Here is a 13,990-nt window from a genome sequence, read left to right on the forward strand (position 1 = left end):
GCCCACCTCATGAGTAAGGTGGGCTTCTGTTTTAGGGCTGTTTTCTTATATAAAAACTTTTACTGGCTATCCAACATCTGCATGATGAAGCCAAACTTTTCGGCCTTCTCATTAAACCTTGAGGACCGGGTAACTCCACCTTGGTGTCCGGCGTTGGCTGTTACCCTGAGCAGAATTGGGTTCTTTTGCGCTTTTCTGCTCTGCAAACGAGCCGCAAACTTGTAAGAATGGAAAGGAGGCACCCGCTCATCATTTTCAGAGGTCATGATGAGCATGGCTGGATAATTTACCTCTTCCTTGATGTTGTGGTAAGGAGAGTAGCCTTGCAGGCGCAGAAAACCATCGTTGTTGGCCACGGTTCCATACTCATCGGTATGCCAGTGCCCAACCGTGAACTTCTCAAACCGGATCATATCCAGCGGAGCCACCACCGGTACCACCGCTTTGAATAGATCAGGTCGCTGGATGGCCGCCGCGGCTACTACTAATCCGCCGTTAGAGGCACCGGTGATCGCCAATTTACTGGGTGAGGTGTACCCGCTTTTAATCAGGTATTCGGCTGCTGAAATAAAATCATCAAAGGAATTCTGTTTTCTGGCTCCTCTACCCTGTCTTGCCCAATCAGCGCCCAGGTCACCGCCTCCTCTGATGTTAGCAAAGGCGTACACACCTCCTTTTTTGATAAAATAAACCACCCCAGGATCAAACGAAGGTTGTTCTATCACTCCAAATCCTCCATAGGCCTCCAGAATGACCGGGTTCTTACCATCCAATTTGAGCCCTTTCTCATACACCAGAATCATGGGAATTTTGGTCCCGTCCTTGCCTGAGAATTCTACCTCTTTGTATTCAATCCCCTCGGTTAAGAAGTTGATGGTAGTTTGCCTGAACACTTTCCGCTCAAAATTGGCTACGTTGAAATTGTACACCACCGGCGGCAGCGTGTAAGAGCCATAATGAAACAGTAGCTCCTGATCCTGGGCAGCGCCCCTGAAACCTCCTACCGATGTTCCCACTGGCATTTCAAGGTTATACAGGGGTTTGCCTTCGTAGGAAAACACAGAGATGATGGGTCTTTGATTGGATTGGTATACGGTGATGAGTTTATCCTGCAAAGGCGTGGCATCCAGTAACACTGCCTTGGAAAAGCCCGGGGAAATAGTATTCCACTTCAAGGGGTTAGCCGGGTCAATCTCCACCACACTGCCCGTATTTGAATCAACGCCGGTGGCGGCAATAAACTTACCGTTTCGGGCATCCAGAATATTCACTGTATAGGTAAGATTGGTAAGCAGGGGCTTTAAAGTGGGTTGAGCAGCCTGATAGTCTATGTAGAAGATATTTCTTTTTCCTGCCTGCTCGTTTTTCTCTTTCAGGATGAAAAAGCGTTCATCAGAGGTTGTGAGGAAATCAAATTCAATGGCGGGGTTCTGGCGCTCAAAAATAAGTTTGTCTTCAGACTGGCTTGTGCCCACTTTATGGTAATACACCTTCTGCCCAAGGGTTTTCCCCAGGGCATCTTCCCTTTTGAAAGTAGAGTAGAAGAAACCATTGTCTTTCCAGGCCAGGTTGGAGAATTTCACATTCACCAGGTGGTCTTTTAACTGTACCGCATCTTTCATGGAAACCACGTGCACCTCTGCCCAGTCACTACCGTTCCTGCTGAACTGATACGCCAGCAACTCAGAGTCTTTGGAGAGCGCATATCCTTCTATAGAGATATTTTCCTTTTTGGAAATATAATTGGGGTCTACCAGCACACGGGGATTGTCAATGAGTGAAGACTGGTAAAAGAGAGCCGGTACTGCCAGGGAGTTGTACGTCCCGTATTGGAAATAATACTTACCAGCTTTTTGGGGATAATCAAATCTGGTGTACCCAAATTTGTTCAGCATTTCCAGGGTGTTGTATTTGAACTCTACCTTCGTTAGAAACTTGTTGGAAAGCTTTCTCTGGGACTCCAGCCAAACATTGACATCGGGTCCGTTTAGTTCTTCCAGCCAGCGGTACTCATCTTTGACTTTGTACTTCTCATGATACGTATCAGCGATTTCTACTTTCCTGGAAACCGGGTACTCAAATTCCTGGGCAAAGGCGTTTCCAAGCCACAAAAAGGTTACTACTAAAGCGTATAAGTGCTTCATTTTAAAATGTGTGATAAATATAATTTGGGAGATGTTATGCTATTTCCAGAGGTGGGATGAAAGGGGGAAGTTAATATCTTAATAAAGAGCCTTTGGTTTTCCGCGTCTGTGCAGGAAAGACAAAGCCAAAAGTAAACCATATCTCTAAGCCATTCAAAAAGAATGCATTCAAAATTTTTATAAACTTGCTGATGTTAACTGAATGTAAATAACCTTAATATTTTCAAGCAGCCTGTTGAAATCTCTACGTACAGGCATGAATACGCTGCCTATTATTTCTAATTTTGAATACCGCTAGTAAGGTGATTCTTCAAAAGAAACGCAACAGCATTTTTAAGCTCATTTTAGAAAATCAGGTAAAAAACAACCTCTGCTTAATGATTGATCTTTAATAATTCAGATATGCTTAAACGATTTCATTCCTGGGCTATTCCGCTCAGTGTAGGCCTTTTCTCCGCTTGCCAGTCCACCGGTCCGCAGAATACGGCTGCTGTCAACAATACTACTTCCGCTACAACGGAGGCACCGGTTGCGCGTGAAGTGCGGGTGACGGAAGACAGCTACCGTACCTATGTGACTGCGCTGGCGTCTGATGCCATGGAGGGCCGTAAGCCGTTCACCAACGGCGAGAAGAAAACCCTCGCGTACCTGGAGCAGGAAGCCAAGGCACTGGGTCTGGAACCGGGTAACGGTACCAGCTATTTGCAGGAAGTGCCCATGGTGGAAATCACCTCTGCCCCTGCTCAGACCATGACCGTGAAAGGCAAAAAGTCCATGACGTTGAAAGGCTTGGAAGACTACGTGATCTGGGCCAGACGCCCCGAGGAGAATGTCTCCATCAAAGACAGCGAGCTGGTGTTTGCCGGGTTCGGGATTGTGGCACCGGAATATAACTGGAACGACTACGCCGGGCTCAACGTGAAAGACAAAGTAGTGGTGGTGCTGGTGAGCGATCCTGGGTTCTATTCTTCAGACACTACCTTCTTCAAAGGCCGCACCATGACGTATTATGGCCGCTGGACCTACAAACTGGAGGAAGCCGCCCGCCAGGGAGCCAAGGGCTGCCTCATTGTGCACGCCACCGAGCCCGCCGGCTACGGCTTCAAAGTGGTGCAGAACAACTGGAACACCTCCAAGTTCTACCTCGACCCCAAGGGCAAGGACGCCTACCGCTGCGCCATGGAAGGCTGGATCACCACGCCTGTTGCCGAGAAGCTCTTCGCTGCGGCCGGCAAGAACTTCCAGACGGAACTGCAGCGGGCCGCTAAACCCGGCTTCAAAGGAAACGCACTGGGCCTGACCGTGAGCACCTCCCTCAAAGCCAAAGTTCGGTATGACAAATCCTACAACTTCATTGCGAAGATCAGCGGAAGCAAACAACCCGAGGAAGCCATTGTGTACTCGGCGCACTGGGATCACCTGGGCATCGGGAAGAAAAACGAGCAGAACGACAGCATCTACAACGGCGCCGCCGATAATGCCAGCGGAACCGCCGGTTTGTTGGCTGTAGCCAAGGCGTTCCAGGCGCAAGGACAGAAACCCGATAGAACCGTGGTATTCCTTTCCGTGACCGCCGAGGAGCAAGGTTTGTTGGGCTCACAGTTCTACGCCGAGAACCCCACCTTTCCCAAAGAGAAAACCGTGGCCAACCTCAACATGGACATGCTCAACCCCTACGGCACCACCAAAGACATCGTGCTCATTGGCATAGGGCAGTCTGAGTTGGAAGAAATTTTAGCTGAGGAAGCGCAGAAAGAGGGCCGCTACATTGCGCGTGACCCCAACCCCGAAGCCGGCCTGTACTACCGCTCAGACCACTTCAACTTCGCGAAGATGGGCATTCCGGCGTTGTTCACCGGCATGGGCATTGACCACGTGCAACTGGGCAAAGCCGAGGGCAAAAAGCTCTTGGACAACTTCACCGCCAACGTTTACCACAAACCCAACGACGAGGTGAACGCCGCTTTCAAAACGGACGGTGCCGCCGCCGATCTGCAGTTGCTGTACCAGGTGGGCAAACGCCTGGCTTTCTCCAACCAGTGGCCGCAATGGAAAGCCGGTTCTGAGTTCAAGGCCGTGCGGGACCAGTACATGAAATAATATTTGTTTGTTTTGGGCCTTTTTTCCCCGAAACAGCCCTAAAACAGCAGCGGCTGGCTCTACCTTTGAGCCAGCCGCTGCTGTTTTCAAATCCTGCCATATCAGAAAAGCTCGCCTTGTTGCCCGGCATTTGCCGGTTGCCCGCTGTGTTCCCGTTCCAGATCCAGGAGCCATTTTTTCCGCCAGAGTCCGCCGCCGTAGCCGGTTAAACTTCCGTCTTCACCGATGACCCGGTGGCACGGAATTATAATGGCGATGCGGTTCATGCCGTTGGTGTTGGCCACGGCGCGCACGGCACCCGGTTGCGCTAACGCCAGAGCCTGCTGTTTGTAGGAACGGGTAGTGCCGTACGGAATCTGCTGCAGCACCTGCCACACTCCGCGCTGGAAATCCGTTCCGGGGGCATATAAGGGTACCGTGAACTCCTTCCGTTCCCCGGCGAAATACTCGTTCAGTTCCTGGTTCAGCAAGGTAAAATGGGGGTGCTCGCCCTGCACAATGGTGCCGTTCAGCAGTTTGGTCAAGGCTTTGAACTCGGTTTCCAGCATCCGTCTATCGGTGAACTCCAGCAGGCAGATTCCCTCCTCCACGGCGCAGGCGTACATGGGCCCCAAGGGCGATTGCAACCGCGTGAGATGGATGATCCGTTGGGTTTTACTCAGCGAAGGCGCCACCCCGAAGATGGATTTAAACGAATCGGTGAAGCCACTCAGCGACTCATACCCGGAGTCAAAGGCTGCTGCGGTAACCGCCTCGCCCTCCCTGATTTTCTTGAACGCCGTGTTGAGCCGCCCCATGCGTTGGTAGGCGTGGAACGTGATGCCGTGGTTTTTCAGAAACCACCGCCGGATTTTACTCGGCTCAATGCCCCGCTGCACCAGGTCCCAATCCTTGAACTTCCGGGAGGGATCCTGGTTGATCTCGGTCAGGATTTCCCGGATGTACGCGGGCGTTTCGCCCAGTTTCTCCAGCGGCGAGCAGACCTTGCAAGGCTGGTACCCGTGCTGCATGGCTTCCCGGGTGGTCTTGAAGAACTCCACATTTTCGCGCTTCGGTTTGCGGGCCGTGCAGGTGGGCCGGCAGAAAATACCGGTGGTTTTCACGCCCACAATGAAGGTGCCTTCATAGGAACCGTCCTTGGCCACCAAGGCTTGGTAGAAGATCTCGTCTTGGGTTGGGGTGATGGTTTCCATTTCCATACAAATGAGAATAGCTGCTGGTTGATAACGCTTTTCTTCTGATGCGTTAGGTGCGTTTTCAAGCCTTTTTCCGCATCTTCTTTACAAAGCAACCTATTCCCGCCGCCTCTTACAACCGGAAAATGGACACCTATTTTTTTAATTTCTAACCTATCGTTTTTCTCCTGATTTTCAGGAAACAGACCTAAAACAACAAAGGCGGAAACTCCTGAAAGTCTCCGCCTTTGTTCATCTATATCAAGCTGCGTTTAGATTGCCTTTGCTTTTTCTTTGAGCCAGGCCTGTTCCTCAGAGTTCAAATACGGGCTGAGTTTCTCCACTACCTGCTGGTTGTAGTTGTTCAGCCATAGGATGTGATGCGGCTCCAGCAGGTCTTTGTTCACGGGAGCGGTATCAATCAGGAACTGGGTGAGCGTCTCAAAGGTGTAGAACTCCCCGAACTCATTTGTTTCATCAGGCACGGTGAGCACCAGGTTCTCAATCCGGATGCCGTACCGGCCAGAGCGGTAAATGCCGGGTTCTACCGAGGTGATCATGCCCAGTTCAATATCAATTGGCGTGGGGGTGGCATTGAAAACGTGTGGTCCCTCGTGCACGTTCAGGAAGAAGCCTACACCGTGACCGGTGCCGTGGCCGTAGTTGCGGGCGTGGTCCCATAATGGTTTGCGGGTGATGGCGTCTATCTGGTAACCGCGGGTTCCTTTGGGGAAACGGGCGGTGGAACCGTCAATGGTGCCTTTCAGGACGAGGGTGTAATCGGTTTTCTCTTCCTGTGTGAGGTTGCCCAGGGAGATGACGCGGGTGATATCGGTGGTACCGGTCTGGTACTGTCCGCCGGAATCCAGCAGGAACAGGCCCTCGGGTTTCAGAACTACATCGCTCTCTGGGGTGGCTTTGTAGTGGGGCAAGGCACCGTGCTCGCGGTAGCCCGCAATGGTATCGAAACTCTCGCCCACGAAGCCTTCCTGCTCGGCCCGGAACTCTCTCAGTTTCTCGGCGGCAGAGATCTCGGTGATTTCTGTTTTCGTGATGTTTTCCTCCAACCACTTGAAAAACCGGGTGAGGGCCACGCCGTCTTTCCCCATGGTGGTGCGGGTATGGGCCACTTCCACCTCGTTCTTCAAGGCTTTGAAAACGGTAGTTGGGTTGGTATCCTGCACCACGTTTACGGTTCCGGGTAACTGCTCAAACAGGGCCTGGCAGGTACGCTTCGGATCCAGGTAAATAGAGGAATTTCCGGGCAATTGACTGAGCGCCTGCCCTACGGTGTCATACGGATGCAGTGTAACTCCTGCGCGCTCCAGACGGGCTTTGTCTGCGGGGTTCAGTTTGGCTTGGTCTATGAACAACACGGCTTGGTCTTGGCTGATCAGCGCGAAACTCAGCACCACCGGATTGCATTTCACGTCGGAGCCGCGCACGTTGAACAACCAGGCAATATCATCCAAGGAGGAAATCAGGTGATACTCGGTACCGGCTTGCTGCAAAGCCGCGCGGACTTCCTGCAGTTTTTCCTCCATTGATTTTCCGGTGATCTGCTCCTCCAACAGAAACGCCGGAGCGGTAGGCAGAGCCGGACGGTTCTCCCAGATAGCATCCAGGTAATCACGGTCGCTGGCCAATTGGATGCCGCGGCGTTTCAACTGCTGCTCCAAAAGCTGGGCCAGCGATAAGGACATCAGCCGGCCGTCAAAGGCTACTGTTTCGCCGCTCTGCAATTTTGTGGCCAGCCACTGGATGTACTCCGGCGCGTGCTGCACCTTCAGTTTCACTAGCTCAAAGCCCGATCCGGCCAACTGTTCCTGCGCCTGCTCAAAGTAACGGGCATCGGTCCAGAGGCCGGCGAAATCCTGGGTGATCACCAGGGTACCCGCCGAGCCGGTAAAGCCTGAGGCGAAGGCAATGCACTTGTAACGGTCTGGCACGTACTCGCTGATGTGCGGATCTGCCGAGGGAATGATATAGGCACTCACGCCCTGCGCCTGCATCTGCTGCCGGATACTGTCTAATTTATCTGTATGGTTCATAGAAGTCGATCTTCGATTTTGCGGCCCAAATTACGATTTTATGAACGTAAGGCCCAAAACCCACAGGCACCGCACTCCCTTTCCGTTGCCCACCATGGCTCCTGCAGTAACAACCTTGGCCCTACTACCAGAAAATTCCCGCTTGCTTTGCTCTTTGTGGCGCAATTGCTAACAATGCCGTACTTTTGCTAAAGAATTGAGCCTCATGTACTCTCAACGGCTTCAATTCCTGATTGCCAATTCATAATTCCTAATTAACAGAGCATGCCCATACCCTCCGCTGACTTCAAGCAGGCGTTGAAAAAATTAAGTGAGAAAGAGAAGGAAGCCCTTATTCTGCGGCTGGTGCGCAAAGACGCTGAGGCGTACGATGCCCTGGCCTTTGAGTTGCTGGACGATGTTACCCTGGAAACCCTGTTTGAACGCAGCAGCCAAACCATCCATGACATCCTGTTCACCGCCAATGGCCGGAGCCTGAGCAAAGCCCTGAACCGCGCCCTTAAGAAATGCTCGCAGGAGATTGCCCGGTACTACCGCATCACCAAAGACCGCAAAGGCGAGGTGGAACTGCACCTGTACCTGCTGGGCCTGATCTTCGAGAACTTCACCGGCCAGTTTGATAGCATTTACAAAGGCTTTTATGTGGCCACGGCCCGATTGGTGCTGCGGACTATGTCGCTCATCACGAAGTACCTGCACGAGGACTACCATATGGAGTTCCAGGACCAGATCAATACCTTTCTCACAGATTTGAACGGCCGCAGCAAACGCCGCCAACTTCCGTTCAACCTGCCTTGGCAGTTTGAAGTAGCCTAGGTTCTGCCTTCGTTTTTGATCTGTTTTGGCTCAATTAGCCTTAATTCGCCACCTCGGGAAACCCCAATATAGCGCGGTCAGTATTTTTCCTAAACCTGTTCCGTTGGTTCACGTTCATGAAAGTTGACAATAACCCAAAACCGAACCTATGTCAACTAACGGAAAACAAAAAGTCGTGGAAGTTCTGAAGGAACTGAACGAATTTGTACATGATGGCCTGGAAGGCTATGAGCGTGCGGCAAAAGAAAGTACTGACACGTTGAGGCAAGATGTCTACCGTCGGTTTTCGCAGCAGCGCCTGGCCTTCGCCAATGAACTGAACCAAATCATCCAGCAGCACGGCGGCAGTCCGGAGCGCGATACCACAGCCAAAGGAAAACTGTACCGCCAATGGATGGATTTCAAAGCCACCATCACCGGAAGCAATGAAGAGGCCATTCTGGGCTCTTGTATCTACGGGGAAGAGTGGGCGCAGAAAGCCTACCGCGATGCGCTTGACCATGAATTACCCGCCGAAGTACGCGGCGTGATTCTGCGCCAGCGCGAAGCCTCCACTGATGTCTTGACTTACCTGCATCAGTTACGGGAGGCCGCGGGCTATGAACCGGCTCCGGGCGGATTGCCAGCCGCCGTTGCGTCGCCAGCCGCTAACAAGACTCTGAGAACCGCATTGTTTATTGTAGCGGGTGCGGCCAGCGCAGCCCTTATCTATGCGCTTATCACCAGGAAAATCCCAACTGAAAAACTGGTTTCCAGCCTGTCTAACCTAACCAAAGGCAGATTTGGCTCTAACGGCCAGGGGGTGGGCAGCAGAGCGAATGCTTCCACAGCAAACCAATAAAAAAAAACGGCGGACAATGTCCGCCGCTTTTTTTCACTCATCCTATAACACATTCACTACAACTAAAATCTTTTTAGAACCTGAATCCCACCGAGGCCTTGAAGCCGTGGTTGTATGATTTATAATCGGCAGTGGCATCTAGGGTAGTCAATCCCATATCATAGCTTCCTCCAAAATTCAGGCCATTCTGGAATTGATAACCGGCTCCGGCCGAAATTCCTACATCTACTTTGCGCTGGCTGTTCTGCCACTCAAAATCATCGTTGTAAGCAGAGAAGCCAAAAGCTCCGGCATTTACGTTCACTTTATTGGAAACCAGGAAAGAAACCTGCGGACCGGCAAACAGGTTGAACCCTTCACCTACGTATACTTTGGCCAGCAAAGGCACATCAATGTATTCTGCTTTGTTGGTAAGCGTAATTTTGGCGTTGGTGTAAGTTCCTACATCGCCGGGAACGCGGCCTTCCAGCACCATCCCTTTTTGTGAGTATTGTACCCCAGGCTCAAACTCAAAACCGCTGCCCATTGGGATGCTCAGGTACGCCCCGGCATGGAAACCCTGGCGCATCTTGGTTTTCACGTTGCCGTTGGTATATTCCAACAGGTCACCGAAGCTCTTTACCGTTTCGCCCTGCCAGCCGGTAACGCTGTAGCCACCTTTAATCCCAAATCTAACGCCGCTACCAGTTTGGGCGAACCCTTCATTGAGGAGTCCTGCCAGCAGAACTACCATCATTAGTATGATCTTTTTCATGACGCTTGTTTTTCTATTTAGCCGCCCTTATCGGGGCTTGTGCTTGGCTAAATGGAAAAACCGTGCCAAAATCTGAGCAAGCTGGATTAGAAGGTGATCAAAAAGACAACAATCACTCATTAACTAATTGGCTATCAGTTAAATAAAATTCACTTAACAATACCTATGGTACACAAAAAAGCCTCTCCTTTGCGTAAGGGGAGGCCTTCTTCAAACTTTAAATAAGTGGTTTTTATAATTTGGTAAGCTTCACATCCTCCCAATACCCCATGATTTTATCATTGGGCCCTACCAGGATATCTACCCGGTTGCGGATGCGGTGGTGCATGGCATCTCTCACAATATAGATGCCGTCTAGCTGCGGAGAGATCCCTTCCACTTTTACGGAGTCGCCGTACTCAATCTGGCCTCCCCAACGCGACAATAAATTTCTGGATAAAGCCAGCCAACGGTGTCCGCGGGGATTCTTCTCGTTGATGCGGGAGCCATCGGCGGTAATGAAGGGATCTTCATCGGTTTGTTCCTCCACCGGAAAATAAACGGAAGCGTCCACATCAATGTGCTTCGGTTCTGCTACAGTTGGGAGCGCCTTCACGGTGAGGGGTCTGTGCTCAAACACCGGCATGGCTGGAGCCGGCGTAGTTGATCCTGTGATTTCTTTCAGGAAAGGCAGAATAATTAGTAGTAAAAGTCCATACGTTTGATTCTTGACCATGCTTTCGTTGTTGGTGAAACATCGGTTTTAGGCACTAGGTCTTAAACGAATTATATTTTAAAGGGTTTTACATGTCAAAAAAGTGCAAATTTTAAAATTTGTATATAGAATGCCTCCGCAGGGTCCAGATCAACTTCTATTGCAAATAGGATCATAGAACCTAATAAATATGAAAAATCCGTTTTTGGCTCATTTTCATGAAAAGAGCCAAAAACGGATTTTGAAATAAATACCTGAATCTGCCTGGTTTATACTGACTAGGCGGGTAGTTGTTTATCCAGTACCTGCACGGCTTTCTGAATGGTTTCCACCGCTTTGAGGTAAAACGACTGGTGGATATTCCGGAACTCATCGGTCTCCTGGTGGTAATGCGGGTGGTCTTCTACCCCGAAGTAGATGAAGGGAATCTTGGCCCTATGGAAGCTTCCGTGGTCAGACTGCATGGTCCAGTCATCATGGCCCTGCTCCGGTCGGTCATGCCCGAAACGCAGGTTCAGCCCCTGGGGCACTTTCACCTGTTGCAGCAAAGGCAGGAAGGTTGGGTTATGGTACGTGCCCGCGGCGTATAGTTCATTCTTTTCAGAGATGCTCACCATGTCCAGGTTCACGTTCAGCAGGATTCTCTCTTTGGCAACGGGCAGGTTAGCCACAAACGCCTTGGAGCCCTGCAGCCCCTGCTCCTCGGCATCAAACGCTACAAACATTAGGGTATGCTGCGGTTTCTGTTTTTGGAAATGGGTAGCCAAGGCCAGAATAGCCCCAATGCCCGAGGCGTCGTCATCGGCTCCGTTATAAACTTTTCCGTTCCGGATGCCCACGTGATCATAGTGCGCCGTGATCACAATCACCTTCTCAGATTTGCCCGGTATCATGCCCACCAGGTTTACGCCAGGCTGAGGCGTGGTGCTGTTACGGGGCGTGAACGTAAACTGCTGCTGGAACTGCACGCCCACCGGCTGTAAGCCTATGCTCTGAAACCGCTGCAACAAGTATTGCTGTGCTTTGGCATGGCCGGGAGTGTTAGGTAACCGGCCTTCCAGGGAATCGGCGGCCAGAGTTTCCACGTCTTTCAGGATCTGGTTGGGCTCATACACCTGCTGGGCGCAAGAGGAAAAACTGAGCAGGCAACCACTCACGGATGCCAGAAAAAGGCGCTGCAAAAGACTATAACGGTTCATGCCGAAAAGGTACGGCAAAAAACGGAAATATGTACTTGCCGCCGTCACTGCCAGCCTGTTTTTAGCTCTCCTTCCGGGAAATACCTCTAAAACAGATACGCTCCGTAAAGACATAAAAAAACCGCCACTTCCTGGAAAGAAAGTGGCGGTGTATATGGTAAGAAGGTTCAGATTAAGTAGTAGTCAGGACCCCTACCCGTCTGCCTTGCTCGTTCAGAAGCAAACCGTCTGTGCTCACGAAGAGGTAGTCAAAATACCGGCTCTCCAACACATAAGGGAATTTGCTGTTGTTGGTTTTCTGCAGTTTTCCAATCACCTCAACCCCATCAGAGGTTTCCCGCACCAGGTTGTAAGAAGTAGTCACGTAAATACGCTCCTGAGGGGCGCTCTGCAACTTCACCTGACGTAAGATGTACTGCTCTGGCATTCTTCTGGAAGAGGAAGAACGTTTGCTGGCAGTAGTGGCAATGGATTGTTGCTTTTGGGCAACAGCAGGTCTGCTCACGTTCACCGTACGGTTAGGCGTACCCGCTTTGGCACTGGCCAGGATCTGGTTTTCAGCGTTTCTCCAGCCTTTGCTGATAGCGGCTAACCTAGAAGACTTGCCTGGGTGCGTATAGGAATCCTCGTCCTCGGCTAAGGCGCCAATGGCGGCCTGGGCTTCGCTTAAGCTGGCTCCCATTTTGCGCAGCACAAAACCAGAGAATTCATCGGCCTCCAGCTCATCGCGGTGGTTGCTGCCGCTTTTAGAAAGCGTGTGTCCGTTCAGGTGGTGTCCAATCTCGTGCGCCAGGATGCTTACCCCAGCCCAGTCGGTTTTCAGCGCGTTATTCAGCGAGCTTACAAATTGCTCATTGTAGAGGATGTAGCGCTGACCGTTCATGATCACGGCCGCAGCATTGGGCACGTTAGCGGCTCGCACCTCAAACCGAGGCTTCAACCCTACTACGTCAATAATCTCAGTGATAATATCTCTGGCTCCTACTGCAGGCGCTGCATATTCAATGGCAGCCCCTCCCTTCACCTCAGCCACAGCTGGTGTGGTAACCGAAGCACCGGTTAAAACCAAACCGGTAAGTAGTGATAAAAGAACCTTTTTCATATGCTTTTCCATAGTCAATTCTATAACAGAAGAACACGCTATTTGATTCAACGCTCAACCTGTCAAATCATTGCGTACACCTCTTATTAGCAAGTTTTCTGCCAGTTTTTAGAAAAACAGGGCTAAGACAAAGCCATGGAGCCGTGCAACAAAAATATTTTTTTAGTTCCCCAAAAAGCACAAAAAAGCCCTTAGAAAAAAGGTATCCAAGGGCTCTTCTGCGTGGTTAGTAGTTGTTTTCCTGATTGGCATCGCCATCATTGGGATCGCGCTCGTCAATAGAGGCCCCGCCACTGGCTCTTTCGGTTCCGCTGAAGTTCTCGTCCTGCTTGGTAGCGTCATATCCTGTCACAGAACGCTTGTACATGTCATGGCTACTGCCACTGTCACGCTGACGTTCTGACTGACGGCCCTGGTTCATGTTGGTTGCCGAGCTCTGCTCAGAGTGCGCATTGTCAGATTGCTGCACATTATCTGCATTATCGGTCTTATTTTCTTTATCTGGCATAACGGTATGGCTTAAGTAAAACATACTGCCCTGTTTGAGCGGGCATCTTTCTTGTACTTGCAGCCAAGGCAAAAGGTTCTTTCTAATTAGAGCCAAAAAGCAGAAAACACCCTGTAAACAGAAAGGACACGCCCTTCAAAAAAGACAACTCTGCAAAGCCTAGGCGATAGCCTTTCGTTCAATCACGTTGAGTAAATGGAGCAGTTTTTCGGCGGTTTCATCTACTTGCTGCAGTCCCTGCAGGGCCACTTCCTGATTTCCCTTCTGGTATTCAGACCACAGCCGGCGCGCTATCACGTGCATGTCATTATGGACCCGTTCCAGTTCTTTTACCTCGGGCAGGTGGCCAATCCTGGGCATGGCTACGTCATAGATCCATTTGCCCAGGGAGCAGTCTCTGGTAGAGATCACCGGCTCAGTATCAATGCTGGCTCCGTACAGCAAGGCCCGCAGCTTTGATTTAAACAAGACGTGCTTGATGCGGGCCTGTTCAAAGTCAAGCCTTCCTATACTCTCCTTATAATTATTCTGCTCGGTCCTATTCATGTCTTCTCTACTTGATGCCGTAACAACAAGAACAGAGAGCTAATGGTGCTCTCTGCTTTG

The 13,990-nt window shown here is 50.9% G+C and carries 12 protein-coding genes; 3 read left to right on the forward strand and 9 right to left on the reverse strand.

Annotated features, from left to right (window positions below; all coding sequences use genetic code 11):
• Nucleotides 1-59 precede the first annotated feature (59 nt).
• Nucleotides 60-2,144: a prolyl oligopeptidase family serine peptidase gene (locus tag JT719_RS08020; RefSeq protein WP_207432294.1), complete on the reverse strand. Its 2,085-nt coding sequence runs from the start codon at nucleotides 2,142-2,144 to the stop codon at nucleotides 60-62.
• 402 nt (nucleotides 2,145-2,546) lie between these two features.
• Between JT719_RS08020 and JT719_RS08025 the strand changes: the two genes are divergently transcribed.
• Nucleotides 2,547-4,244 carry a M28 family metallopeptidase gene (locus JT719_RS08025; protein ID WP_207432296.1) on the forward strand — a complete coding sequence of 566 codons (1,698 nt, stop codon included), beginning with the start codon at nucleotides 2,547-2,549 and terminating at the stop codon, nucleotides 4,242-4,244.
• Between the two features lie 101 nt (nucleotides 4,245-4,345).
• Here the strand turns inward: JT719_RS08025 and JT719_RS08030 are convergent, their stop codons facing one another.
• Nucleotides 4,346-5,437, reverse strand: coding sequence for a bifunctional transcriptional activator/DNA repair enzyme AdaA (locus tag JT719_RS08030; protein WP_207432298.1), 1,092 nt, complete (start codon nucleotides 5,435-5,437; stop codon nucleotides 4,346-4,348).
• Nucleotides 5,438-5,691: 254 nt separating this feature from the next.
• The gene (locus JT719_RS08035; RefSeq protein ID WP_207432300.1) at nucleotides 5,692-7,470 is read right to left on the reverse strand and encodes an aminopeptidase P family protein; all 1,779 of its coding nucleotides are present in this window, start codon (nucleotides 7,468-7,470) and stop codon (nucleotides 5,692-5,694) included.
• A 264-nt stretch (nucleotides 7,471-7,734) separates the two neighbouring features.
• On the opposite strand from JT719_RS08035, the gene JT719_RS08040 reads away from it, so the two are divergent.
• Nucleotides 7,735-8,286, forward strand: coding sequence for a hypothetical protein (locus JT719_RS08040; RefSeq protein WP_207432301.1), 552 nt, complete (start codon nucleotides 7,735-7,737; stop codon nucleotides 8,284-8,286).
• Between the two features lie 148 nt (nucleotides 8,287-8,434).
• A complete protein-coding gene (locus tag JT719_RS08045; RefSeq protein ID WP_207432302.1) occupies nucleotides 8,435-9,127 on the forward strand; it encodes a ferritin-like domain-containing protein in 693 nt (230 codons plus the stop codon).
• 73 nt (nucleotides 9,128-9,200) lie between these two features.
• On the opposite strand, the gene JT719_RS08050 is transcribed toward JT719_RS08045, so the two are convergent.
• The 6 genes from JT719_RS08050 to JT719_RS08075 form a co-directional block, all read right to left on the reverse strand.
• Nucleotides 9,201-9,881: a porin family protein gene (locus tag JT719_RS08050; protein ID WP_242693103.1), complete on the reverse strand. Its 681-nt coding sequence runs from the start codon at nucleotides 9,879-9,881 to the stop codon at nucleotides 9,201-9,203.
• Nucleotides 9,882-10,113: 232 nt separating this feature from the next.
• Nucleotides 10,114-10,596 carry an RlpA-like double-psi beta-barrel domain-containing protein gene (locus JT719_RS08055; RefSeq protein WP_207432303.1) on the reverse strand — a complete coding sequence of 161 codons (483 nt, stop codon included), beginning with the start codon at nucleotides 10,594-10,596 and terminating at the stop codon, nucleotides 10,114-10,116.
• Nucleotides 10,597-10,853: 257 nt separating this feature from the next.
• Nucleotides 10,854-11,774 carry a M20/M25/M40 family metallo-hydrolase gene (locus JT719_RS08060; RefSeq protein WP_207432304.1) on the reverse strand — a complete coding sequence of 307 codons (921 nt, stop codon included), beginning with the start codon at nucleotides 11,772-11,774 and terminating at the stop codon, nucleotides 10,854-10,856.
• Between the two features lie 172 nt (nucleotides 11,775-11,946).
• Nucleotides 11,947-12,876, reverse strand: coding sequence for a M48 family metalloprotease (locus JT719_RS08065; protein ID WP_207432305.1), 930 nt, complete (start codon nucleotides 12,874-12,876; stop codon nucleotides 11,947-11,949).
• Nucleotides 12,877-13,102: 226 nt separating this feature from the next.
• Nucleotides 13,103-13,384 carry a hypothetical protein gene (locus JT719_RS08070; protein WP_207432307.1) on the reverse strand — a complete coding sequence of 94 codons (282 nt, stop codon included), beginning with the start codon at nucleotides 13,382-13,384 and terminating at the stop codon, nucleotides 13,103-13,105.
• A 159-nt stretch (nucleotides 13,385-13,543) separates the two neighbouring features.
• Nucleotides 13,544-13,930 (reverse strand): CZB domain-containing protein, encoded by a 387-nt coding sequence (locus tag JT719_RS08075; protein ID WP_207432308.1) that lies wholly within the window; start codon nucleotides 13,928-13,930, stop codon nucleotides 13,544-13,546.
• Nucleotides 13,931-13,990 lie beyond the last annotated feature (60 nt).

Source organism: Sabulibacter ruber, from assembly GCF_017355955.1.
In the GTDB taxonomy this organism is placed as follows: Bacteria; Bacteroidota; Bacteroidia; order Cytophagales; family Hymenobacteraceae; genus Nibribacter; species Nibribacter ruber_A.

Coding starts and splice junctions, on each gene's coding strand:
- JT719_RS08020 (WP_207432294.1), bottom strand. CDS start 2,144: ATGAAGCACTTATACGCTTTAGTAGTAACCTTTTTGTGGCTTGGAAAC.
- JT719_RS08025 (WP_207432296.1), top strand. CDS start 2,547: ATGCTTAAACGATTTCATTCCTGGGCTATTCCGCTCAGTGTAGGCCTT.
- JT719_RS08030 (WP_207432298.1), bottom strand. CDS start 5,437: ATGGAAACCATCACCCCAACCCAAGACGAGATCTTCTACCAAGCCTTG.
- JT719_RS08035 (WP_207432300.1), bottom strand. CDS start 7,470: ATGAACCATACAGATAAATTAGACAGTATCCGGCAGCAGATGCAGGCG.
- JT719_RS08040 (WP_207432301.1), top strand. CDS start 7,735: ATGCCCATACCCTCCGCTGACTTCAAGCAGGCGTTGAAAAAATTAAGT.
- JT719_RS08045 (WP_207432302.1), top strand. CDS start 8,435: ATGTCAACTAACGGAAAACAAAAAGTCGTGGAAGTTCTGAAGGAACTG.
- JT719_RS08050 (WP_242693103.1), bottom strand. CDS start 9,881: ATGAAAAAGATCATACTAATGATGGTAGTTCTGCTGGCAGGACTCCTC.
- JT719_RS08055 (WP_207432303.1), bottom strand. CDS start 10,596: ATGGTCAAGAATCAAACGTATGGACTTTTACTACTAATTATTCTGCCT.
- JT719_RS08060 (WP_207432304.1), bottom strand. CDS start 11,774: ATGAACCGTTATAGTCTTTTGCAGCGCCTTTTTCTGGCATCCGTGAGT.
- JT719_RS08065 (WP_207432305.1), bottom strand. CDS start 12,876: ATGAAAAAGGTTCTTTTATCACTACTTACCGGTTTGGTTTTAACCGGT.
- JT719_RS08070 (WP_207432307.1), bottom strand. CDS start 13,384: ATGCCAGATAAAGAAAATAAGACCGATAATGCAGATAATGTGCAGCAA.
- JT719_RS08075 (WP_207432308.1), bottom strand. CDS start 13,930: ATGAATAGGACCGAGCAGAATAATTATAAGGAGAGTATAGGAAGGCTT.